Source organism: Streptomyces sp. JK94, from assembly GCF_053613315.1.
In genome coordinates this window covers 59,919-81,662 of sequence record NZ_JBSICH010000039.1, presented here as the reverse complement: position 1 = coordinate 81,662, position 21,744 = coordinate 59,919, and the positions used below count along the sequence as shown (strand labels likewise).

At 74.7% G+C, this 21,744-nt stretch carries 20 protein-coding genes and 1 pseudogene; 9 read left to right on the top strand and 12 right to left on the bottom strand.

Annotated elements, in window-relative coordinates; all coding sequences use genetic code 11:
- Positions 1 to 288: 288 nt before the first annotated feature.
- A complete protein-coding gene (locus ACVV2G_RS28740; RefSeq protein ID WP_453845688.1) occupies positions 289 to 2,259 on the bottom strand; it encodes an AfsR/SARP family transcriptional regulator in 1,971 nt (656 codons plus the stop codon).
- Between the two features lie 147 nt (positions 2,260 to 2,406).
- On the opposite strand from ACVV2G_RS28740, the gene ACVV2G_RS28735 reads away from it, so the two are divergent.
- Positions 2,407 to 3,306 (top strand): alpha/beta fold hydrolase, encoded by a 900-nt coding sequence (locus tag ACVV2G_RS28735; protein WP_453845687.1) that lies wholly within the window; start codon positions 2,407 to 2,409, stop codon positions 3,304 to 3,306.
- Between the two features lie 219 nt (positions 3,307 to 3,525).
- Positions 3,526 to 4,833 (top strand): MFS transporter, encoded by a 1,308-nt coding sequence (locus ACVV2G_RS28730; RefSeq protein WP_453845686.1) that lies wholly within the window; start codon positions 3,526 to 3,528, stop codon positions 4,831 to 4,833.
- Between the two features lie 170 nt (positions 4,834 to 5,003).
- Here the strand turns inward: ACVV2G_RS28730 and ACVV2G_RS28725 are convergent, their stop codons facing one another.
- The 3 genes from ACVV2G_RS28725 to ACVV2G_RS28715 all read right to left on the bottom strand — a co-directional run bounded on the left by ACVV2G_RS28725 (position 5,004) and on the right by ACVV2G_RS28715 (position 6,667).
- Positions 5,004 to 5,429 (bottom strand): PPOX class F420-dependent oxidoreductase, encoded by a 426-nt coding sequence (locus ACVV2G_RS28725; protein WP_453845685.1) that lies wholly within the window; start codon positions 5,427 to 5,429, stop codon positions 5,004 to 5,006.
- 80 nt (positions 5,430 to 5,509) lie between these two features.
- Positions 5,510 to 6,400 (bottom strand): NAD(P)-dependent oxidoreductase, encoded by an 891-nt coding sequence (locus ACVV2G_RS28720; RefSeq protein ID WP_453845684.1) that lies wholly within the window; start codon positions 6,398 to 6,400, stop codon positions 5,510 to 5,512.
- A gap of 36 nt (positions 6,401 to 6,436) precedes the next feature.
- Positions 6,437 to 6,667 (bottom strand): TIGR02452 family protein, encoded by a 231-nt coding sequence (locus ACVV2G_RS28715; RefSeq protein ID WP_453845683.1) that lies wholly within the window; start codon positions 6,665 to 6,667, stop codon positions 6,437 to 6,439.
- 370 nt (positions 6,668 to 7,037) lie between these two features.
- Here ACVV2G_RS28715 and egtA point away from each other — a divergent pair, with 370 nt between their 5' ends.
- From egtA to egtD, 4 genes are read left to right on the top strand one after another with little or no spacing between them, the layout of a single operon-like run.
- Positions 7,038 to 8,339 carry an ergothioneine biosynthesis glutamate--cysteine ligase EgtA gene (egtA, locus tag ACVV2G_RS28710; RefSeq protein ID WP_453845682.1) on the top strand — a complete coding sequence of 434 codons (1,302 nt, stop codon included), beginning with the start codon at positions 7,038 to 7,040 and terminating at the stop codon, positions 8,337 to 8,339.
- Positions 8,336 to 9,748 carry an ergothioneine biosynthesis protein EgtB gene (gene egtB / locus ACVV2G_RS28705; protein ID WP_453845681.1) on the top strand — a complete coding sequence of 471 codons (1,413 nt, stop codon included), beginning with the start codon at positions 8,336 to 8,338 and terminating at the stop codon, positions 9,746 to 9,748. The genes egtA and egtB overlap by 4 nt, the downstream gene beginning before the upstream one ends.
- Complete coding sequence (gene egtC, locus ACVV2G_RS28700; protein WP_453845680.1) at positions 9,748 to 10,548, top strand: ergothioneine biosynthesis protein EgtC; 801 nt, start codon at positions 9,748 to 9,750, stop codon at positions 10,546 to 10,548. The genes egtB and egtC overlap by 1 nt, the downstream gene beginning before the upstream one ends.
- Positions 10,545 to 11,507: an L-histidine N(alpha)-methyltransferase gene (egtD, locus tag ACVV2G_RS28695; RefSeq protein WP_453845679.1), complete on the top strand. Its 963-nt coding sequence runs from the start codon at positions 10,545 to 10,547 to the stop codon at positions 11,505 to 11,507. The genes egtC and egtD overlap by 4 nt, the downstream gene beginning before the upstream one ends.
- A 164-nt stretch (positions 11,508 to 11,671) precedes the next feature.
- Here egtD and ACVV2G_RS28690 read toward each other — a convergent pair whose 3' ends face one another.
- Complete coding sequence (locus ACVV2G_RS28690; RefSeq protein WP_453845678.1) at positions 11,672 to 12,934, bottom strand: extracellular solute-binding protein; 1,263 nt, start codon at positions 12,932 to 12,934, stop codon at positions 11,672 to 11,674.
- Positions 12,935 to 13,175: 241 nt separating this feature from the next.
- Between ACVV2G_RS28690 and ACVV2G_RS28685 the strand changes: the two genes are divergently transcribed.
- A complete protein-coding gene (locus tag ACVV2G_RS28685) occupies positions 13,176 to 13,391 on the top strand; it encodes a dodecin (RefSeq protein WP_189233697.1) in 216 nt (71 codons plus the stop codon).
- A 39-nt stretch (positions 13,392 to 13,430) separates the two neighbouring features.
- Here the strand turns inward: ACVV2G_RS28685 and ACVV2G_RS28680 are convergent, their stop codons facing one another.
- The gene (locus ACVV2G_RS28680) at positions 13,431 to 13,922 is read right to left on the bottom strand and encodes a phosphatase domain-containing protein (protein WP_453845677.1); all 492 of its coding nucleotides are present in this window, start codon (positions 13,920 to 13,922) and stop codon (positions 13,431 to 13,433) included.
- A 59-nt stretch (positions 13,923 to 13,981) separates the two neighbouring features.
- Here ACVV2G_RS28680 and ACVV2G_RS28675 point away from each other — a divergent pair, with 59 nt between their 5' ends.
- Positions 13,982 to 15,001, top strand: a complete 1,020-nt coding sequence (locus ACVV2G_RS28675; protein WP_453845676.1) for an LLM class flavin-dependent oxidoreductase — start codon at positions 13,982 to 13,984, stop codon at positions 14,999 to 15,001.
- Positions 15,002 to 15,262: 261 nt separating this feature from the next.
- Here the strand turns inward: ACVV2G_RS28675 and ACVV2G_RS28670 are convergent, their stop codons facing one another.
- Positions 15,263 to 15,694 (bottom strand): VOC family protein, encoded by a 432-nt coding sequence (locus ACVV2G_RS28670; protein ID WP_453845675.1) that lies wholly within the window; start codon positions 15,692 to 15,694, stop codon positions 15,263 to 15,265.
- Positions 15,695 to 15,860: 166 nt separating this feature from the next.
- On the opposite strand from ACVV2G_RS28670, the pseudogene ACVV2G_RS28665 reads away from it, so the two are divergent.
- Positions 15,861 to 16,169, top strand: a pseudogene (locus tag ACVV2G_RS28665) (ABC transporter); the annotation flags it as partial.
- Between the two features lie 45 nt (positions 16,170 to 16,214).
- Here the strand turns inward: ACVV2G_RS28665 and ACVV2G_RS28660 are convergent.
- The 5 genes from ACVV2G_RS28660 to ACVV2G_RS28640 all read right to left on the bottom strand — a co-directional run bounded on the left by ACVV2G_RS28660 (position 16,215) and on the right by ACVV2G_RS28640 (position 21,742).
- Positions 16,215 to 17,120 (bottom strand): DUF2382 domain-containing protein, encoded by a 906-nt coding sequence (locus tag ACVV2G_RS28660; protein WP_453845674.1) that lies wholly within the window; start codon positions 17,118 to 17,120, stop codon positions 16,215 to 16,217.
- Between the two features lie 72 nt (positions 17,121 to 17,192).
- Positions 17,193 to 18,056, bottom strand: a complete 864-nt coding sequence (locus ACVV2G_RS28655) for a lysophospholipid acyltransferase family protein (protein WP_453845673.1) — start codon at positions 18,054 to 18,056, stop codon at positions 17,193 to 17,195.
- Positions 18,053 to 18,826 (bottom strand): GNAT family N-acetyltransferase, encoded by a 774-nt coding sequence (locus tag ACVV2G_RS28650; RefSeq protein ID WP_453845672.1) that lies wholly within the window; start codon positions 18,824 to 18,826, stop codon positions 18,053 to 18,055. The genes ACVV2G_RS28655 and ACVV2G_RS28650 overlap by 4 nt, the downstream gene beginning before the upstream one ends.
- Before the next feature lie 220 nt (positions 18,827 to 19,046).
- Positions 19,047 to 19,796 carry a succinate dehydrogenase/fumarate reductase iron-sulfur subunit gene (locus ACVV2G_RS28645; RefSeq protein WP_453845671.1) on the bottom strand — a complete coding sequence of 250 codons (750 nt, stop codon included), beginning with the start codon at positions 19,794 to 19,796 and terminating at the stop codon, positions 19,047 to 19,049.
- A complete protein-coding gene (locus ACVV2G_RS28640; RefSeq protein WP_453845670.1) occupies positions 19,793 to 21,742 on the bottom strand; it encodes a fumarate reductase/succinate dehydrogenase flavoprotein subunit in 1,950 nt (649 codons plus the stop codon). The genes ACVV2G_RS28645 and ACVV2G_RS28640 overlap by 4 nt, the downstream gene beginning before the upstream one ends.
- Positions 21,743 to 21,744: the final 2 nt, after the last annotated feature.

The following is a 21,744-nucleotide window of genomic DNA, read 5'->3' as shown; positions in this document are numbered from 1 at the left end:
CTGCGGGGGCAACCGGCCGGGCCGGCGTCCGCGACACGCCCGGCCCCCGGCCCCACCCCCTCCGGCCAGGTGCCGGCGACCGGGCTTCCGAGCGCGTCCGCGTGCAGACGCGGCCGTACTCCCGGGGCGCCGGCGTACGGAACCGGCCCCACGGGGCACGCGCCGGCCCACCGGTACGGCGTACGTCGGCCGCGCCCCCACCCCACGGCGTCCTCGCCGCGGCGGGGTACGGGTGCCGAAGGCGGACGGGAGCCCGCACCGGGGGCCGCCGGGAGCCCGCGGCGCGCGTCACGTACCGAGCGCCCGCCCGATCTCGGCGAGCCACCGGTCGACCGGCCCGAAGGTGAGCAACCCGCTTCCGGCGCCCGCGAGTTCACCGGACGCGGGCAGCAGCCGCTCGTACGTCCGCTCCAGGGCCGCCCGGTCGCCGAGCCGGAGGGCGAGCGCCGCCTCCGCGCAGCACAGGGCCTCGTAGAGCAGGTCGGGAGGTGGTTGCGCGAGGGCCCTCAGGGCGGTCCGGGCCTCGGCGTCACGGCCCTCGTCCAGGAGGGCGAAGGGCTCGGCCCAGGGCCGGTACGGCCCCCAGCCCGCGCGCCGGTCCACGTCCGCCGGCCGCCCGTGGGCCAGTCGCAGGCCGAGCAGGGCCAGGGGCAGCAGCCCGTGCTCCAGACCGGGCATGCCCGCGCCGTCGAGTCGTGCGGCGGCGGACCGGTAGGCGGCCTCGGCGTCGTCGTACGGGCTGCCGGTGGCGGCTGCGCGCAGGGCGCGGTACCACGCGGTGAAGACGGCCACGAGCGGCCGTTCATGCCGTTCGGCCAGGCGGTCCGCGGCACCGGCGTGCTCGTCGGCGCCGGCGAAGTCGCCGAGGGCCGAGCGGGCCTGGAGCCGGATCAGGCGGCCGAGCACCGCGTGGTCGACCAGGTCGTGCCGGGCGGCCAGCGCGACGACTTCGGCGCCGATCGCGTCTCGGCGCGAGGCCTGGCCGGCGGTGGTGCAGGACTGCATGAAGGCGCCGTCGAGGGCGAACACGAGCAGCGCGGGGTCGTCCAGGCGGCGGGCGATCCGCTCGGCCTCGTCCGCCGCCCGGGGGCCGCGCGGGGACCGGACGCCCCGGGACTCCAGGGCGATGGTGGCGAGCAGCCGGCAGCGCGCCGCGTCGGCGGCGGTGCCGTCCGGCAGGGCGGCGAGGGTGCGTTCGGCCGCCGCGACGATCCGCCGGGCCAGTTCGGGGTCGTCGCTGCGGGTCCAGTTGGCGGGCACGTCGTAGGCGCCGATCACCCGGGCCGTCAGTTCCGCGTCGCCGGTCTCCTCGGCCGCCGCGATCGCCGTCGTACGGTGCTCCCGGGCCGCCTCCAGACCGTCGCCGCCGGTGACCGCGAGGTGGCGCAGCAGGCCGACGGTGGACACCAGGCGGGCGCGGGCGCCGGCGGCGACCGTGCGGTCGTACGCCTCGGTGGCGCGGGCCCACAGGCGGGCCGCCGCCTGAGCCGGCTCGCCGGGCGGGTCGAGGGCCGGGTCCTGGGCGAGGATGCCGGCCTCCAGGCGGCGCAGCCGGGGGCCCGGGTCGACGCCCAGTTGTCCGGCGAGCAGGGCGCGGGCGCGGCGCAGTACGGCGAGGGCGTCCGCCTGGCGTCCGGTGCGGTACAGGGCGAGGGCGAGCAGTCGCCAGGCCTCCTCGCGCCGGGGGTGCTCGCTCAGGTGCGCGTCCAGGTCGGGGACCGCCTCGGCGGCCCGTCCCAGGTCCACGAGCAGTTCCGCCCGGCGTTCGACCGCGCGCAGCCGCAGTTCGGTGAGCCGGGAGCGCTCGCCGCGGGCCCACCGCGCGTCGCCGAACCCGGCGTAGGCGGGGCCCCGCCACTCCCCGAGCGCCGCCCGGAGCCGTTCCGGGGCCCGGGCGGCGGGCATCCGGTCCGCTTCCGTGACGGCCGCCTCGAAACGCCACGCGTCCACGGCGTCCGGCGCCGCGCGCAGCGCGTACCCGGGCCCCTCGGTGACCAGCAGCCGGGCCGGGGCGCGTGGCGGGCGGTCGGGCTCCAGGGCGCGGCGCAGGTCGCCGACGAAGGTGCGCACGGCGCCGACGGCCCTCGGCGGCGGTTCGTCCCACAGGTCCTCGACCACGCGGTCGAGCGGCACCATGCGCCGCCGGGCCAGGATCAGCCGGGCCAGTACGGCGCGGTGGCGGGGGCCCCTGAGCGCGAGCACGTCGCCGGCGCGCTCGGCCGTGACCGGTCCGAGCACACCGAACGTGACCGCTTCCATGGTTCGTCCGCTCCGATCCGCCACCGCTCGCCCGGGCACCACGGTACGCGTGCTGATCCGTTGCTGATTCGCGCCCGGCAGGCTCGACGACGTCACCGGCACGCCGTGCGACGGACACGGCGTGGAACAGAGAGGCACAGACCAGTCATGGCACCGAGCATCCCCCACTTCACCCACGATCGCGTCACGGTCGCCGACGGCGTGGCCCTGCGGGTGGCCGTCGGCGGCTCCGGCAGCCCGGTCGTGCTGCTGCACGGCTTCCCGCAGACCCATCTGATGTGGCGGCACGTCGCCGCCGGCCTCGCGGCCGACCACACGGTCATCTGCCCCGACCTGCGCGGCTACGGCGACAGCGACAAGCCCGCCGACCTGGACGGCACCGCCTACGCCAAGCGGACCATGGCCGCCGACGTCGTCGCCCTGGCCCGGGCGCTCGGGCACGAGCGGTTCGCGCTGGCCGGGCACGACCGGGGCGCGCTCGTCGCGGTGCGGGCCGGGCTGGACCACCCCGACGCGGTGACGCACCTGGCGGCGCTGGACGTGCTGCCGACCCTGGACATGTGGGACGTCCTGCGCGGCACCTCGGCGGCCGTCGGCTTCCACCTGTACCTGATGGCGCAGCCGCCCGGGCTGCCGGAGCAGCTCATCGGCGCCGCGCCGGACGCGTTCTTCGGTCACTTCCTCGACGTCTGGACCCGGGACCGGGACGCCCTGCCCGACGCGGTCCGCGCCGCCTACCTCAAGGCGTCCCGCGAGGCGGTGCCGTCCATCGTGGCCGACTACCGGGCCTCGGCCGGCATCGACGTCGCCCACGACCGGGCCGACCGCGACAGCGGCAACCGGCTGGGCATGCCGGTCACCGTCCTCCAGCAGGACTGGGGCGCCGCCCTCGGTTACGACGCCGCCGCGTTGTGGCGGGCCTGGGCGCCGGACCTGCGGCACGACACCGTCGACTGCGGCCACTTCATGGCGGAGGAGGCGCCCGGCGAGGTCACGGCGGCGCTGCGGGCGCTGCTGGCGCGGGAGGGCGGGCGCGTACCGGCGTAAGAAGGCCGGCCGGCAGGCGCGTGCCGGCCGGGAGCTTCGGCCGGGAGGCAGGCGCGTGCCGGCGCAGGGAGGGCGGCCGACAGGCGCGTCCCGGCGTGGAGTTCCGGCCGGGAGGCCAGGCGTCGCCCGCGGACAACCGCCCGTTGTGCGCGGTCTCCCGCGGGTTGTTTGATCGCCGGGGCTGTCGCTCGCTTTGATGTCCGCGTGTCGATGTCGGGTGTGGCGGGAAGCAGGTCGCTGGGGCGGCGGTTCGCGTGGCTGTGGGCCTCGTACGCCGTCAGCACGTTCGGCACCCGGCTCGCGTTCGACGCCTTTCCGCTGATCGCGGTCGTGGTGCTGGGCGCCGGGCCGACGCAGGTGGCGGCGCTGGCGGCGGCCGGTCTCGCGGTGGGCGCGGTGCTGGCGGTGCCGCTGGGGCCGTGGGTGGAGTTCCGGCGCAAGCGGCCGGTCATGATCGCGACGGATCTGGTCCGGTGCGCGGTGCTGCTGAGCGTGCCCGTCGCGTACGCGTTCGGCCGGCTCGGCTTCACGCACCTGCTGGTCGTGTCGGTCGTCGTGGCCGCGGCGGACATCACGTTCCGGGCCGCCGCGGGTTCCTGTCTCAAGGCTCTGGTGCGGCGGGAGGACCTGCTGGCCGCGAACGGCCGGCTGGAGGCGACGACCTGGACCGCGACCATGCTCGGGCCGCCGGCCGGCGGGGTCATGGTCCAGATGGCCGGGCCGGTGGTGACGGTGGCGGTCGACGCGGTCAGCCATCTGCTGTCGGCACTGGGAATCCGTGCGATCGGCGGCGGGGAGCCGCGCCCCCGGCACGCCGACGGCGTGTCCCGGCTACGGGCCGGTGACCTGCTGGAGGGCTGGCGCTACCTCCTCGCCACCCCGGGCCTGCGGCCGCTGTTCCTCAACGCGCTTCTGGTCAACGGTCTGATCATGGCGACCGCGCCGCTGCTCGCCGTCCTCATGCTGGGTGATCTGGGCTTCGCGCCCTGGCAGTACGGCCTCGCCTTCGCGGTGCCGTGCGTCGGCGGGCTGATCGGCTCGCGCCTGGCCCGCCGGCTCGTGGCGCGCTTCGGGGAGCACCGGGTACTGGTCACCGGCGGGGCCCTGCGGGTGTGCTGGCCCGTCGGGCTGGCCTTCGTGGGTCCCGGCACCGCCGGGCTCGTCCTGGTGATGGCGGTGGAGTTCGCTCTGATCACCTGCATGGGCGTGTTCGGTCCGGTGCTGGCCACGCGCCGGCTCGAACTGACCCCGTCGGACCGGGTCGCCCGCACCCTGACCGCCTGGACGGTCAGCGGCAGACTGGCGACCGCGGCCCTGACCACCCTGTGGGGAGTGCTGGCGGGCCTCACCGGGCCGCGCACGGCGATCGCGGTCGCCGGGGTGCTCCTGCTGGCGACCCCGTGGCTGCTGTCCCGGCACGACCACGCGTCGGTCCAGGGCCACGGGGTTCCGGCGCCCGGCGCGGGAGACCGGCGGCGGGCCCGCGCGAACGGGGCGGGGCGGTCGGCTGGTCGGCGCCGTAGGTGACGGCGGCGGCGAGGAGGGCGTCGACGGCGGCGCGCAGCGGCTCCGGCCCGGCGGCGGGGGGGGGGGGGGGGGGGGGGGGGGAGGGGGGGGGGGCCCCCCCCCCCTCCCCGCCCCGCGCCCCCGCGCCCCCGCGCACGCACCGCCCGGGACGGACGCCGCCGGACCGCCTCTCAGGTGGACGCCTGGCCGCTGTCCTTCATCGCACCCCAGCCGTGCCACCGCTCGACCTCGACGCGGGCGCTGACCCGGGCCCGGGCGCGGTCCGGGTAGGGGTTGCCCGTGTAGTGCGTGGAGAGGCGGTCGATGTCGGCGAGGCCCTCGTCGTCGCGGATGTCCGTGACCCGGCCGATGAGGGTGACGTGCGTGTACCAGTCGTCGCCTGCGAGGACGGTGAGGGTCACGCGCGGGTCGCGGCGCACGTGCCGGAGCCGTACCCGGCCCTCGTCGAAGTTGATCAGGACCCGGCCGTCGTCCTCCCACAGGTACCAGGTGGGCGTGGAGACGGGCGCGCCGTCCGAGCGGAGGGTGGCCATGACGCACGGGTTGGGGCGGCGCAGCAGGTCGACGGCCTCGGACGGCAGTGGCGGCTTGGACATGCGGACTCCTTCGGTCTCGGTGTGCGCCGAGGCTGTGCCGGCGCTTCGGTGGTCGCGCTGACCCGGTACCCCGGGCGCGCTCAGTCGGACGTCTTCTCGTCGAAACTGGCGAAGTACGCCGCCGCCATGTCCTCGTCGCCGTGCCCCTGCGCCACGGCGCGCGCCAGGCGTTCCGCGCCGGCCGCGGCCACGTCCAGGCGGACGCCGTTCGCCTCGCCGGCCTCGACGACGAGCCGGGCGTCCTTCGCGGCGGTGGCGACCGCGAACTGGGCGGGTGTCAGGGCGCCGTCGCGGATCAGGGCGGCCTTGGCCCGCAGGTAGCCCATGTCGAGCGGGCCGCCGGCGATCGCGTCGAAGAAGCCGTCCGGGTCCACGCCGAGTGCCTTGGCGAGCGCGAGGGCCTCGCCGGCCGCGTTGGTGGCGGCGAGGACCCAGCTGTTGGCCACCAGTTTCAGCCGGGTGGCGCTGCCGGCCGCGCCGTCCTCGCCGGTCCACACCGTGCGGGAGCCGACGGCGTCCAGGACGGGTGTCACCGCGTCCCGTGTGCCGGCCGGCCCGGCGGCCAGCACCAGCAGGCGGCCCGCCTCGGCGGGCTGCCGGGTGCCCAGCACGGGGGCGTCGAAGAAGACGAGGTCGTGTGCGTGGGCGAAGGCGGCCAGGTCGGCGACCGCGTCGACGCCGGCGGTGGTCGACTGCACCCACGCGGTGCCGGCGCGCAGCCCCGGGGCGGCCTGCCGCATGACGTCGAGGGCGGCCGGACCGTCGTACAGCATGGTGAGGACGGCGTCGGCACCGCGTACCGCCTCCTCGGGGCTGCCGACGACGTGCGCGCCGTCGGCGGCCAGTGGCTCGGCCTTGTCCCGGCTGCGGTTCCAGACCCGGACGGTGTGCCCGGCACGGGCGAGGTTGCGGGCCATCGCGGCGCCCATGATGCCGGTGCCGAGGACGGTCACGGTGAGCTGGTCGGTCATGACACCGGCTTTCTGTGCGCGCGTGGGGCAGGCTGATCACCGGGACCCGCGCACGGCGCGGGTCCCGGTGATCAGCCTGCCATCCGGCCGCGGACGGCGCGCATCGGTCCGGCCCTCGGGAAAGGCGCGCGCGAACGCCTCCAGGCTGCTCTCGCCGGTGACCTCGAACACCGTCCGCGTCGCGGTGAGCACGGCCGGCCGCACGGGGTGCGGGCCGTACACCCGGGTGCCTTCGCGCGCCGTGTCGACCGCCGCCGCGATCGGCACCTCGTGGCCTCCGGGCGAGCTGCGGGCCCCGCCGTCCCGATCCGCTCGGTCTGCCGTGCGAGCCCCCGCAGGCGCACGCTCACGGCGCCACCCCCGTGGACGCCGTGACCGCGCACCGCGCGGTCTCCCCCGTCGTGCTCACGCAGGAATCCTGGGTGATGCTGGGGAGGCGGTGCAACGGGGTTTCCCGGCCGGGGAACGAGGGGGAAAGCCCCCGGAAACGGACGGGGCGCGGAGACCGCCGAGCTGGAACGTCCCGATATGCATCCTTGTGCGGAGCGACACGAGGGTCTTGGGTGGGACGAGTGTGCCGACCCGGCCCGCCGCGAACGGGTCGGCGGCATGGATGGCATCTCAGGAGGATCCCGACATGTCCGATGCGGTAAGTGGCTGCACCCGGCCACGCACCACTGCCACCGAGGCCGAGGTCGAGGCGCTGGTCCACGGCATCTGCTTCAAGACCGGTCCCCCGAGGCGCCTCGGCGTCGAGGTGGAATGGCTCGTCCACGAGCTGCGCGCGCCGCGGCTCCCCGTCCCGCCCGAACGGCTCGAAGCGGTCTACGCCGCTCTGCGGACCGTGCCCCTGCGGTCCGCGCTGACCGTGGAACCCGGCGGCCAGCTGGAGCTGAGTTCGCTCCCCGCCGCCTCCCTGATGGAGTGTGTCGGCACCGTCGCCGCCGACCTCGACGCCGTCCGCGCGGTCCTGCGCAAGGACGGTCTCGCCCTCGTCGGCCTCGGCCACGACCCCTGGCACCCGCCCCGCCGCTTCCTGCGGCAGCCGCGGTACGACGCCATGGAGGCCTGTCTCGACCGCGACGGCCCGGGCGGCCGCTTCATGATGTGCGCCTCCGCCTCCGTACAGGTGTGCCTGGACGCAGGGCACGAGGAGCCCGGCCCCCTCGGCCACGTACGCCGCTGGTGGCTGGCCCACCAGCTCGGCGCGGTCCTGCTGGCCGCGTTCGCCAACTCCCCGCTGTCCGGTGGCCGGCCCACCGGCTGGCGGTCCACCCGGCAGCTGCGCTGGACCCGGATCGGCACCGGCCGGGCGGGCGGCCCCGCACTGGACTCCGACCCGCGCGGTGCCTGGACCCGGCACGTCCTGGACGCACCGGTGATGTGTGTACGCCGGGACGGCGGGCCCTGGGACGTGCCGCAGGCGCTCACCTTCCGGGAGTGGATCAGGGGCGGGGGGCCTAGGCCGCCGACCCGCGAGGACCTCGATTACCACCTCACCACGCTGTTCCCGCCGGTCAGACCGCGCGGCCACCTGGAGCTGCGCATGATCGACGCGCAGCCCGGGGAGGACGGCTGGATGGTGCCGCTCGCCGTGACGGCGGCGCTGTTCGACGACCCGGAGGCCACCGAGACCGCCTACCGGGCGGTGAAGCCGCTGGCCGAGCGCACCCTCGGGCTGCCCGCCCCGCACAACCCGCTGTACGAGGACGCGGCCCGTGACGCCCTCACCGATCCGGAGCTGCGCGAGGCGGCCGTCACGTGCTTCGGCACGGCGCTCGCCGCCCTGCCCCGGCTCGGAGCCACGGCCCGGGTCACCGACCTCGTCGCCGGGCACCTGGAGCGCTACGTCCTCAGGGGCCGCTGCCCCGCCGACGACCTGCTGGACATGCCGGACGGCGCGAGCCGTGGCCCGCACGGGAGGGAGACCCGCCCATGACCGACCCCGCCACCCCGGGCACCGCCACCGACACCACCGGGGCCGCCACCACCGCCGTCACCGGAGCCACCGAGGCGACCGCCCCCACCGGCGCCACCGCCGGCCCGGACGTCGACGCCCTGCGCGAGCGTGCCCTCGCCATGCTCGTCACCGCCCGCGACCGCACCACGCTGCTGACCAGCTGTGTGGAGGGCCCCGACCTGACCGCCCAGGTGTCGCCGCTGATGTCCCCGCTCGTGTGGGACCTGGCGCACATCGGCAACCAGGAGGAGCAGTGGCTGCTGCGCGCCGTCGCCGGGCAGGAAGCGATACGGCCCGAGATGGACAGCCTCTACGACGCCTTCGAGCACCCGCGCGCCGAGCGGCCCCGGCTGCCGCTGCTCCCGCCCGAGGAGGCCCGCCGGTACGTGGCCGACGTGCGCGGCCGGGCGCTGGACGTGCTGGAGGGCACCGCGTTCCACGGGACGCGGCTGACGGAGGCGGGGTTCGCCTTCGGGATGATCGCCCAGCACGAGCAGCAGCACGACGAGACCATGCTGATCACGCATCAGCTCCGCAAGGGGCCCCAGGCCCTGACCGCCCCGGACCCGGAGCCCGCGCCGCTGTTCACCGGCCCGGCGGAGGTCCTGGTGCCCGGCGGCCCGTTCACGATGGGCACGTCGACCGAGCCGTGGGCCCTGGACAACGAACGCCCGGCGCACCGGCGCGAGGTGGCGCCGTTCCACCTCGACACCACGCCGGTGACCAACGGCGCCTACCAGGCGTTCATCGACGACGACGGCTACGACGACCCCCGCTGGTGGACGCGGGCGGGCTGGGACCACATCCGCCGGCACTCCATCACCGCGCCGCTGTTCTGGCACCGTGACGGCGGGCAGTGGCTGCGGCGCCGCTTCGGCGTCACCGAGGTCGTGCCGGCCGACGAGCCGGTGGTGCACGTGTGCTGGTACGAGGCGGACGCGTACGCCCGCTGGGCCGGACGGCGGCTGCCCACCGAGGCCGAGTGGGAGAAGGCGGCCAGGCACGACCCGGCCGGAGACCGCTCGGCCCGCTACCCGTGGGGCGACGCCGACCCGGGTCCGGAGCACGCCAACCTCGGCCAGCGGCATCTGCGCCCGGCGCCCGCCGGCAGCTACCCGGCCGGTGCGTCGCCGCTCGGGGTACGGCAGCTGATCGGCGACGTCTGGGAGTGGACGTCGAGCGGCTTCGCCCCGTACCCGGGCTTCGAGGCGTTCCCGTACAAGGAGTACTCGGAGGTGTTCTTCGGGCCCGAGTACAAGGTGCTGCGCGGCGGCTCCTTCGCCGTGGACGCGGTCGCCTGCCGGGGCACGTTCCGCAACTGGGACTACCCGATCCGCCGGCAGATCTTCTCCGGGTTCCGCACCGCGCGGTCCGCGGAAGTCTCCTGATGTGCCGTCACATCGCGTACGCGGGCCCCGAGGAGCCGCTCGGCCGGCTCCTCGTGGCGCCGCCGCACGGCCTGTACCGCCAGTCCTGGGCGCCCCGGCGCCAGCGGTACGGCACGGTCAACGCCGACGGGTTCGGTGTCGGCTGGTACGCCGGGGGCGATCCGGTGCCGGCGCGGTACCGGCGGGCCGGACCCGTCTGGGCGGACCAGTCGTTCGCCGATCTGGCCCGGGTCGTCCGGACCGGCGCGCTGCTCGCCGCCGTACGGGACGCGACGCTGTCGGGTGCCGACGCGGAGGCCGCGGCGGCGCCGTTCGCCGCGGGGACCTGGCTGTTCAGTCACAACGGCGCCGTGGCGGGCTGGCCCGGCTCGCTGGCGGGGGTGGCCGGGACGCTGCCGCCCGAGGACCTGCTGTCACTGGAGGCCCGCAACGACTCGGCACTCGTGTGGGCGCTGGTGCTGGCCCGGCTGCGCGCCGGGGACGACCAGGGCCGGGCGCTCGCCGAGACGGTGCTGGAGGTCGCCGCTGCCGCCCCCGCCTCCCGGCTCAACCTGTTGCTCACCGACGGTGACACCGTCACGGCCACCACCTGGGGCGACACGCTGTGGTACCTGGCGCGCCCCGGCGGCGGCACGGCCGTCGCCTCGGAGCCGTACGACGACGACCCGCGCTGGCAGGAGGTCCCCGACCGCACCCTGCTCGCGGCGAGCCGCACGGACGTACTGCTCACTCCCCTCAAGGATCCGGGCGGCCACGCCCGCACGGACGCATCCGTCTCCCCGAAGGAGCCCCGCACGTGAGCCCGTTCCGCCTCACCCGCACGCTGCCCGAGGACGCCACGGACGCCGCCCTGCGGGCCGACGTCCTGGCGGGCCTGACGAGCGCCCCCAAGTGGCTGCCGCCGAAGTGGTTCTACGACGCGCGGGGCAGCGAGCTGTTCGAGCGGATCACCGCGCTGCCCGAGTACTACCCGACCCGGGCCGAGCGGGAGATCCTCGTCGACCGGGCCGGCGAGATCGCCGCGGCGACCGGCGCCCGCACCCTGGTGGAACTGGGCTCCGGCTCCTCGGAGAAGACGCGGTTCCTGCTCGACGCGCTGACCGGCCTGCGCGGCTACGTGCCGGTCGACGTCAGCGAGAGCGCCCTCACCCGGGCCGGGGAGGCACTCGTCGCCGAGCGGCCGGACCTCCGGGTGCACGCGTTGATCGCCGACTTCACCGGAGGGCTGACGCTGCCCGAGACGCCGGGCCCGCGGCTGGTGGCTTTCCTCGGCGGCACGATCGGCAACCTGCTGCCCGGCGAGCGCGCCGCGTTCCTGGCCGGCGTCCGGGGCCTGCTCGCCCCCGGCGACGCCCTGCTGCTGGGCACCGACCTGGTCAAGGACGAGCGGGTACTGGTCCGGGCGTACGACGACCCGGCCGGGGTGACCGCCGCGTTCAACAAGAACGTGCTGTCCGTGGTCAACCGGGAGCTGGCGGCCGACTTCGCGCCCGCCGCCTTCGAGCACGTGGCGCTGTGGAACGCCGAACGGCGGTGGATCGAGATGCGGTTGCGCTCGCGCACCGCGCAGACGGTCAAGGTCCAGGCGCTCGACCTGGTGGTGGACTTCGCGGACGGGGAGGAGGTGCGTACCGAGGTGTCCGCGAAGTTCCGGCGGGAGGACGTGCGCGCCGAACTGGCCGCGGCGGGCCTGGAGCTGGCCCACTGGTGGACCGACGGCGAGGACCGTTTCGCGCTCTCGCTGAGCACGGCGCACTGAGCACCGGACGGTGGGCGCCGCACGATGAGCCCCGCGCGGTGGGCGGCCCGTCCGCCGCACGATGAGCCCCGCGCGGTGGGCGGCCCGTCCGCCGCACGATGAGCCCCGCGCGGTGGGCGGCCCGTCCGCCGCCCGCCGCGCGACGTCCACCGCGCGACCGCGCGTCAGCGCGCGTCGAGGTCGAGCAGTTCGGTGATGCGGTCGGAGGCCCGGGCGGCCTCCGTCTCCGCGTCGGCCCCGGTGAGCACCTTCGTCATGTAGGCCTTGATCGGGTTGTCCGCCTCGACCGCGCTCCACCGGGGCGTCCCGGGGGTCGCCCGCCCCTGCGCGGCGCCGGCCGCCATGGCGGCCACCCCTTCCTCGCCCGCGACGGCCCCGGCGAGGGACTTCCTGTTCGGTACGTAGTTCATCGTGCGGGCCAGCTCGGTGTTCCACTTGGTGCCCACGAGTGCCTCGACCACGGCGAGGGCACCCTCCCGCTGGTCGGTGTTCTTCGGGACGACGAGGTCGGAACCGCCGGTGAAGACGGCGCCGGGCCGGCCGGCCCTCTTGCCGGGCACCGGGAAGAACCCCAGCCGGTCCTCGAGTCCGGGGTTCTCGCGCACGATGGACCGGGCGAGCCCGGGCACCGCGACGATCTGCGCGACGCGCCCCTCGGCGAACACACCGGCCTGCGGGGGGTGTTCCTCGTCGGCGTCGACGGGACCGTCGCCCAGAGCCTGCAACTCGCGGTAGAAGCGCATACCGCGCAGGGCGGCCTCGGAGTCCAGGGCGCCCTCCCAGACACCGCCGTTCTGCGTGGCCAGCTCGCCGCCCTCGTCCCAGATGAAGCCGGCCAGGGTGTACCAGTCCTGGCCGGCCAGGTAGATGCCCTGGCCGGTGCCCGAGTCGAGCGCCTCGGTCGCGGTGAGCCACTCCTCGCGGGTACGCGGCGGCTCGGTGATGCCGGCCTGCTCGAACAGGTCCTTGCGGTGGATGACCACGCGGTTGGCCGCGTACCAGGGGATGCCGAACTGCTGGGACAGCCACTGCCCCGGTTCGGCCAGACCCGGCAGCCAGTCACGGATGCCCCAGTCCCGCATCGACTCCAGCGTGAGGTCCTGGAGCCTGCCGCCCTCCGCGTACGCCGGGACCTGGGTGTTGCCCACCTCGATGACGTCCGGCCCGTCCGTGCCGTCGGCCTCCAGGGCCGCCTGCACCTTGTCGCCGATTCCGGTCCACTCCTGTATCCGCACGTCGAGGCCGAGGTCCGGGTGCTCCCGCTCGAACTCGTCGGTGAACCGCCGCAGGAAGTCCTGCGAGGCGCTGTCCTTCATCAGCCACAAGGTCACGGTGCGCCGCTCGCTCCCGCCGTCCTGCGACGTGAGACCGCAGCCGCTGAGGAGGGAGGCGGACACGCAGACCAGGGCGAGGAGGCGACGTCTCACGAGGGGTCCTTCTGTCTGACGGACAGGGGCGGAGCGAACAGGAGGGTCCTGCGCACGCGAAGGGGGACCCGGCGTGGGGGACGAGCCCGAGGCTCGAACGGGTGTCTGGGATTTTGGTATGGACCAATGCGGAGGTCAAGGGTTTCCCCGTCCGAGCCGCCGACACCTCGCGCACCGCCCCGGCTTGGGGCACGGTGGAGTGACGCACGGCACACCGGCGCCCCGCGGAAGGAGCACCCGCATGTCGAACCACACCTACCGGGTCACGGAGATCGTCGGCACCTCGCCCGACGGCGTCGACCAGGCCATTCGCAACGGCATCACCCGCGCCTCGCAGACCCTGCGCAACCTGGACTGGTTCGAGGTGACCCAGGTGCGCGGCCAGATCGAGGAGGGGGAGGTCGCGCACTGGCAGGTCGGCCTCAAGCTCGGCTTCCGCCTGGAGGGGTCGGACTGACGGCCCCGGACGCGCTCCGCTGCCGGCCCACCGCGGCGGTCAGGTGCGGCCCTCGCGTTCCTGCGCCACGCGCAGCTCCGCCGATCGGGCCGCCCAGCGCGCCCGGACGACGGTGAAGCCGGCCCGTTCGGCGTCGTCGCACACCAGCTCGTCGTCGTCCACGAGGACCCGGACCTTGCGGGTGCGCGCGAGCCGCCGCAGGATCTCCAGCTTGGTGAGCCGGGCGGGTCGCCGGTCGGCTTCGCCGCGCATGTGCACGGGTCCCTCCGGCAGCCCGTGCGCGGCCAGCCAGTCGAGCGTGTCCCGCCGGCAGCGCTCGGGCCGGCCGGTCAGGTAGACGATGTCGCACTCCCCCGCGCGCTCCCGCACCAGCGCGACGCCCTCGGCGAGCGGCGGGTCGTGCGGCGCGGCGGCGAAGAAGGCGTTCCAGTCACGCGGCCGGCGCTCCAGGAACCGCTGCCGGTGCGCGGTGTCGGCGAGGGTGTTGTCCAGGTCGAACACGGCCACGGGGGGCCTTTCGGTGTCGGTCACCGGCCCACTCTAGGGCGGGGCGGCGGGAATCCTGGCGGCGCGCGGGCGTTGAACCCGGTGTGAGCACAGCGATCGCGACGACCCGTTTCTCCGTCCTCGACCGTTCCCGCATCCGCGCGGGCCGCACCGCCGCGGAGGCGCTGCGCGACACCGTGGAACTGGCGCGGGAGGCCGAGCGGCTCGGCTACCACCGGTTCTGGGTGTCCGAGCATCACGGCGTGCCCGGCGTGGCCGGCTCCGCGCCGACCGTGCTGGCCGCCGCCGTGGCCGGCGCCACCCGCGGCATCCGGGTCGGCACGGGCGGCGTGATGCTGCCCAACCACCGGCCGCTGGTCGTCGCCGAGCAGTTCGGCGTACTGGAGTCGCTCTTCCCCGGCCGGATCGACATGGGGCTCGGGCGCTCGGTGGGGTTCACCGACGGCGTGCGCAGGGCTCTGGGGCGGGACAAGGACGACGCCGAGGACTTCGGCGCCCAACTGGCCGAGCTGCTCGGCTGGTTCCGGGGCACCTCGCCGACCGGCGTGCACGCCCGCCCGGCGGACGGGCTGACCGTCCCGCCCTTCGTGCTGGCCATGGGCGAGGGTGCGGCGGTCGCGGCCCGGGCCGGCCTGCCGCTGGTCATCGGGGACCTGCGCGACCGCGACCGGATGCGCCGCGGCATCGACCGCTACCGCGCCGGGTTCCGCCCCTCCGAGTGGAGCCCTCGGCCGTACGTCGTGGTCTCCGGCACGATCGCGGTCGCCGCCACCCCCGAGGCGGCGCGGCGGCTCCTGCTCCCGGAGGCCTGGTCGATGGCCCACGCCCGCACCCGCGGCGCCTTCCCCCCGCTGCCCCCGGCCGAGGACGTGGAGACGCGGACGATGACCGCCAAGGAACGCGACCTGTACGAGTCCGGGCTCGCCGGCCACATCGCGGGCACCGAGGAGCAGGTCGCCGACGAGCTGGAGGCCCTCGTGAAGGAGACGGGCGCGCAGGAGGTCCTCGTCACCACCAGCACGTACGACCGCGGGGCGCTGCTGGACTCCTACCGGCGGCTCGCCCGCCTCACCGGCACGGCACCGTCCGCCGCCCCGGCGTAGGACCGCGGGGTTTGCCCCACCGGCCGGGGCCGAAGACCGTACGCAGTCCCCGCGATGCACAGCCCCCACGACCCGTACGTCCGGATGCGCGACGCCCGTGAGCACGATCGCCGGGGCGTGGACGTGGACGTCCCCCGGGACGTGGTGGCCGCTGCTCGGCACCGCCCGACTGCACAACCTCGCTCTCACGGGCGCCTCTGCCGCATACGAGACCTGGGAGACGCCCGGAGACGGCTCCTCCCTCGCAGTCTCGGAGGAGAATCAGTCGAGGCAGAACTCGTTGCCCTCGATGTCCTGCATCGTGATGCACGACTCGTTGACGCCATCGGCGCGCTGCGTCAGCACGTGCTTCGCACCGAGCGCCATCAGCCGTGCGCATTCGGCCTCGAGTGTGGCCAGGCGCTCGTCACCCACGAGCCCGGTGCCGACCCGCACATCGAGATGCACCCGGTTCTTGACGACCTTGCCTTCGGGAACTCGCTGGAAGAGCACGCGCGGGCCCACACCCGAGGGATCAGTGCACGCGAAGTGGACCTCGTCCTCAGGCGGCAGCGAGTGGTGGTACTCCTCCCACGTGGCGAAGCCCTTGGGAACTGTCGGTACGACGTACCCCAGCACCTCGCACCAGAAGGCGGCGAGGCGCGCAGGTTCCGCGCAGTCGAAGGTCACTTGGAACCGCTTGATCGTTGACATCGGCGCACGATAACAGGGGCCCTGCTCATCCCCCGGGCGGGTGGATCCACACATTGCCGGAGGGACGGCCCCTGCCATCCGCTGCGGCGAGGTCACCGGCCTGCCGCCCGCCGTGTCGCTGCAACAGCGCCGCGCGGCGCCCACGTCCCGTTCCCCGGTCGGCGCCGTGCAGCGGGGACGCCGTGGCCACACCCCGTACCTGCTCGACGAACCGACGACCGGTCTGCACCCGGCCGACGTCGAGGTGCTGATGTGCCGGCTGCACGCACTGGTCGACGCCGGCCACACGGTGGTCGCCGTCGAGCACGGCTGGCCGTGGTGGCCGGCGCCGACCGGGTGATCGACCTGGGGCCGAGCGGCGGCGGGACGGGCGGCCGGATCGTCGCCGCGGGGGACGCCGGCCGAGGTGGCGCGGGCCGCCGGTGTCACCGCGCCGTACCTGGTGCGCGCCCTGGACGGCGGGACACGCCGGTGAACGCGGTTCACCGGCGCCCCTCCTCGCGGTGACGGCGGGCGACGGCTACTCGCGGCCCCGCCGGTCGTCGTCGGTGTACTCCTCCGTTTCGGCCTCGATCCGCTCCTTGCGGACCCGGCCCCGCACGGTCTCGTTCTCGGTGTGCTCCTCGGTGGTCATCCGCACGCGCTCCACCGGCACCGTCTCGGTCTCCACGACCGGGCGTTCCTCGTGCAGGGTGACCTCGTGCTCGTCCTCGCTGATGTCCGGACCGGACAGCGCCTCGCCGCGGTTGGCGTCCGTGATGGGTTCGCGCTCCACGCGCACTTCCTCGTGGCTCACCGGGACGGTCTGCTGGACCTCCTCGGTGACCACGTACTTGCGCAGCCTGGCCCGGCCGGACTCGCGCCGTTCGACGCCGACGTGCATCTGCTCCTCGGAGCGGGTCATGGCGTCGTCACCGCGCAGGTCCGCCCGGTCCGCGTCCCGGTACCCGGTGGGGCCGGCCGCCGTCCCGGTCGTGTCCGCCATGCCGGTCGTGCCGGTCGTGTCCGCCGTACCGGCGGGACCGGCCGCGCCGGCCGCGCCGGTGGGCCCCGGGCCCGCGGCGAAGCGGCCGTCGTCGGTCCGCTCGGCCTCGGACAGGACGCTGTCCCAGTTGATGCCGTAGTAGTCGTAGAGCCGGTGTTCCTCGGACTCCGACAGATGGCCGCCCGCGTCGACGTCGACATGGGGCGCGCCCTTGACCTGGTCCTTGCCGTAGGGGACCTCGATGTGGTCCTGCACCAGCGCGGCGTCGCGGATCGGTACGAACGACTCGTTGGAACCGAACATGCCGGTCTTGACGCTCACCCACTCGGGGCGCCCGGTCATGTCGTCGAAGAAGACGTGCTTGGCCTCGCCGATCTTGTTGCCGTCCCCGTCGTGGACCGGGTGGTCCAGGACGTTGGCGATCTCTTCACGGGTGATCATCTGGCATCACCCTCCTTCCGGAGTGCCTGCCTTCCGATTGTCCGCATCAGCAGTAAGGAAACGGTTCATACGTCACAAAGCGCACATACTTTTCGAAGGTGCTGCCCCGTGGTGACCGTGCCGGCCCGCCGGAATGCCGGGAACCCCGTTCCGGGCGGCCTCGGCGAGGGACCGCCGGTCGTGGTGGCGGTCGGGCGGGACGGGGGCGCACACCTCCACCTCGGCGGTCAGTCCGCGCGTCGACGCCACCCGCCACAGGGAGGCGAGCAGGGTGTCCTCGCCGACGAACGCGGGCGCCGTGCTCACCCCCGGCCCCTCGGTGCGGTAGCGGATGCGGACGGGCTGCACCGGGACCCCGGCGTCCAGGGCGGCCTGGAAGACGGCCCGGCGGTAGGGGCCGTGCGCGCGTCCGCACCAGGTGCTGCCCTCGGGGAAGGCGGCGACCGCGGCACCCGCGTGCAGGGACCGGGTGATCGTGGCGACGGTGTGCGGCAGGGCCCGCAGGCGGTCCCGCTCGATGAAGAGGACGCCTCCGCGTGCGGCGAGCGGTCCCGCCACCGGCCACCGCCGGATCTCGCTCTTGGCGAGCATCCGGGCGGGACGCACGGCGGCCAGCAGCGGGATGTCGAGCCAGGACACGTGGTTGGCGACGAGGAGCAGCCCGCCCGCGGGCACGGCGGCGCCGGTGAAGCGGACCCGGACCCCGGCGGCCCGCACGATCCACCGGCACCAGCGTCGCACCACGGCGGCGGGGACCCTCCCGCGCCGGCGGGCGCGCCCCCGGCCGAGCGGCGTCAGCGCGATCGCGACCCCCGCGAGGAGGAGTACGGCGACCGCCGCGAGCCGCAGCACGGCCCGCGGTACCGCGGCCGCGGCCCGGGACGGCTCCACGCACGCTCCGGGAGTGCAGGGCGCAGCGGGCAGCCAGGCACTCACGAGACCGGGACGAGCGAGAGGAAGTGCCGCAGGTAGCGCGGGTCGACCCGGTTCATCGACAGCAGCACGTACAGGTCCGCGACGCCGAAGTCCACGTCGTGCGCGGGCTCGCCGCAGACCCAGGCGCCGAGCCGGAGGTAACCACGGAGCAGGGCCGGCAGCTCGGTACGCGCGGCGGGCGCCGAGGCGCGCGGCGTCCACGGCAGCAGGGGCCGGACCCGGTACTCCTCGGGCGCCAGGTGCCTGGTCCGCACCCGGTCCCAGGTGCCGGAGGCCAGGGCACCGCCGTCGGCGAGCGGGATCGAGCAGCAGCCCGCCAGCCACTCGTGGCCGCGTTCGGTCATGTAGCGGGCCAGACCGGCCCAGATGAGCCCGATGACGGCACCGTCGCGGTGGTCGGGGTGGACGCAGGAGCGGCCGACCTCGACCAGCCCGGGTCGGATCGCGTCGAGCGCCGCGAGGTCGAACTCGCTCTGCGCGTACAGCCGTCCGGCGACCGCCGCCCGCTCCGGCGGCAGCAGCCGGTAGGTCCCGACGACCTGGCCGGTCGTCTCCTCCCGCACCAGCAGGTGGTCGCAGTAGGCGTCGAAGGGATCGATGTCGTACCCGGGCTGCGGGCTCGCGAGCAGGGCGCCCATCTCCCCCGCGAAGACGTCGTGCCGCAGCCGCTGCGCGGCTCGCACGTCGTCCTCGTCGCGGGCGAGACCGACGGAGTAGTGGTGGGGTGCGGCGGGCTTCGGGGGGCGGTCTGCGGTCAGTACGCCGGTCATGGCACTCTCCTGGTCACGGGCCGGGGCGGCGACGGCGGACCGACGGTCGCGGTCCGCCGTCCCCTGTTCTTCCGCTGCCGGTTGGCCGGTGCGTGACCTGGGCCGGGAGAGGGGATGTGGGGCTGTTGAATGCCAGGGGCGGTCAACGGGACGGGGCCGGGGGGAGCACCTCCCCCGGCCCCGTCCGTCCGCACCCTGTGGGCGGACGTCTCTGCTGCGGCTACCGCTTCGCCACCTTTCGCGTGGCCCGCAGCCACTCCTTGTTCATGCCGGTGATGGAGACGAGCGGGATGCCCTTCGGGCAGGCCGTCGCGCACTCGCCGGCGAGGGTGCAGCCGCCGAACCCCTCGTCGTCCATCTGCGCCACCATGTCCAGCACCCGCGTCTCCCGCTCGGGCGCCCCCTGCGGCAGGACGCCCAGGTGGTTCACCTTCGCGGAGGTGAAGAGCATCGCCGCCCCGTTCGGGCAGGCCGCGACGCACGCCCCGCAGCCGATGCACTCCGCGTGCTCGAAGGCGAAGTCGGCGTCCGGCTTGGGCACCGGAGCGGCGTGGGCCTCCGGCGCGGCACCGGTCGGCGCGGTGATGTAACCGCCGGCCTGGATGATGCGGTCGAAGGCCGAGCGGTCGACGACCAGGTCCTTCACGACCGGGAAGGCGGCGGCCCGCCACGGTTCGACGTCGATCGTGTCGCCGTCCTGGAAGGACCGCATGTGCAGCTGGCAGGTGGTGGTGCGCTCGGGCCCGTGGGCGTCGCCGTTGATGACCAGCGAACAGGCGCCGCAGATGCCCTCGCGGCAGTCGTGGTCGAAGGCGACCGGGTCCTCGCCCTTGAGGATGAGTTCCTCGTTGAGGGTGTCGAGCATCTCCAGGAAGGACATGTCGCGGGAGATGCCGTCCACCTCGTACGTGGACATGGCGCCGTCGGCTTCGGCGTTCTTCTGCCGCCAGACGCGCAGGGTGAGCTTCATGCGTAGCTCCGCTGGGTGGGGTGGACGTACTCGAAGACCAGGTCTTCCTTGTGAAGGGTGGGGGCCTCGCCGGTGCCGGTGAACTCCCAGGCGGCGGCGTAACCGAACGCGTCGTCCTTGCGGGCCGCCTCGCCGTCCGGGGTCTGGGACTCCTCGCGGAAGTGGCCGCCGCAGGACTCGGCCCGGTGCAGCGCGTCGAGGCACATCAGCTCGGCGAGCTCCAGGTAGTCGACGATGCGGTTGGCCTTCTCCAGCGACTGGTTGAACTCCTCGCCGGTGCCAGGCACCTTGATGCGCCGCCAGAACTCGTCCCGGATCTGCGGGATGCGTTCCAGGGCCTTGCGCAGGCCGGAGTCGGTGCGGGCCATGCCGCAGAACTCCCACATCAGCTCGCCCAGTTCGCGGTGGAAGGAGTCCGGGGTGCGGTCGCCGTCGACGGACAGGAGCAGGTGGAGCCGGTCCTCGGTCTCGGCCAGCGCCTCCTGCACCACCGGGTGGCCGTCGTCCACCTCGTCCTTGTGCGGGTTGCGGGCGAGGTAGTCGTTGATGGTGGCCGGCAGGACGAAGTAGCCGTCGGCCAGGCCCTGCATCAGCGCGGAGGCGCCGAGCCGGTTGGCGCCGTGGTCGGAGAAGTTGGCCTCGCCGATGGCGAACAGGCCGGGGACGGTGGTCTGGAGGTCGTAGTCGACCCACAGTCCGCCCATCGTGTAGTGCACGGCGGGGTAGATCCGCATCGGCACCCGGTAGGGGTCCTCGTCGGTGATCCGCTGGTACATGTCGAAGAGGTTGCCGTACCTGGCCTCGACCGCCTTGCGGCCCATGCGCCGGATGGCGTCGGCGAAGTCCAGGTAGACACCCTGGCCGCCGGGTCCGACGCCCCGGCCCTCGTCGCAGACGTTCTTCGCGGCGCGGGAGGCGATGTCGCGGGGGACGAGGTTGCCGAAGGACGGGTAGATGCGCTCCAGGTAGTAGTCGCGCTCGTCCTCGGGGATCTCGTTCGGCGGCCGGTCGTCGCCCTTGGCCCTGGGCACCCAGATCCGGCCGTCGTTGCGCAGCGACTCGCTCATCAGCGTCAGCTTGGACTGGTGGTCGCCGGTGCGGGGGATGCAGGTCGGGTGGATCTGCGTGAAGCAGGGGTTGGCGAAGTACGCGCCGCGCCGGTGCGCCCGCCACACGGCGGTCGCGTTGGAGTTCATGGCGTTGGTCGACAGGTAGAAGACGTTGCCGTAGCCGCCGCTCGCCAGGACCACGGCGTCCGCGAAGTACGTGTCGATCTTCCCCGTGACCAGGTCCCGGGCGACGATGCCGCGCGCCCGCCCGTCCACGACGATCAGGTCGAGCATCTCGGTGCGGGGGTGCATCTCGACGGTGCCGGCCGCGATCTGCCTGCTGAGGGCCTGGTAGGCGCCGAGCAGCAGCTGCTGGCCCGTCTGGCCGCGGGCGTAGAACGTACGGGAGACCTGGACGCCGCCGAAGGAGCGGGTGTCCAGCAGGCCGCCGTACTCGCGGGCGAAGGGCACGCCCTGGGCCACGCACTGGTCGATGATCTCGACCGAGATCTGGGCGAGCCGGTGCACGTTGGACTCGCGGGAGCGGAAGTCGCCGCCCTTGACGGTGTCGTAGAAGAGCCGGTGGACGGAGTCGCCGTCGTTGCGGTAGTTCTTCGCGGCGTTGATGCCGCCCTGCGCGGCGATGGAATGGGCCCGGCGCGGGGAGTCCTGGTAGCAGAACTGGACGACGCGGTAGCCCTGCTCGGCGAGCGTGGCACCGGCGGAGCCGCCCGCGAGTCCGGTGCCGACGACGATGACCGTCTGCTTGCGGCGGTTGGCGGGGTTGACCAGCTTCGCCTCGAAGCGGCGCGTGTCCCAGCGCTCGTTGACGGGCCCGGGCGGGGCCTTGGTGTCGGCGATCGGCTCACCGGTCGTGTAGTCGGCGTAGGAATGCATGG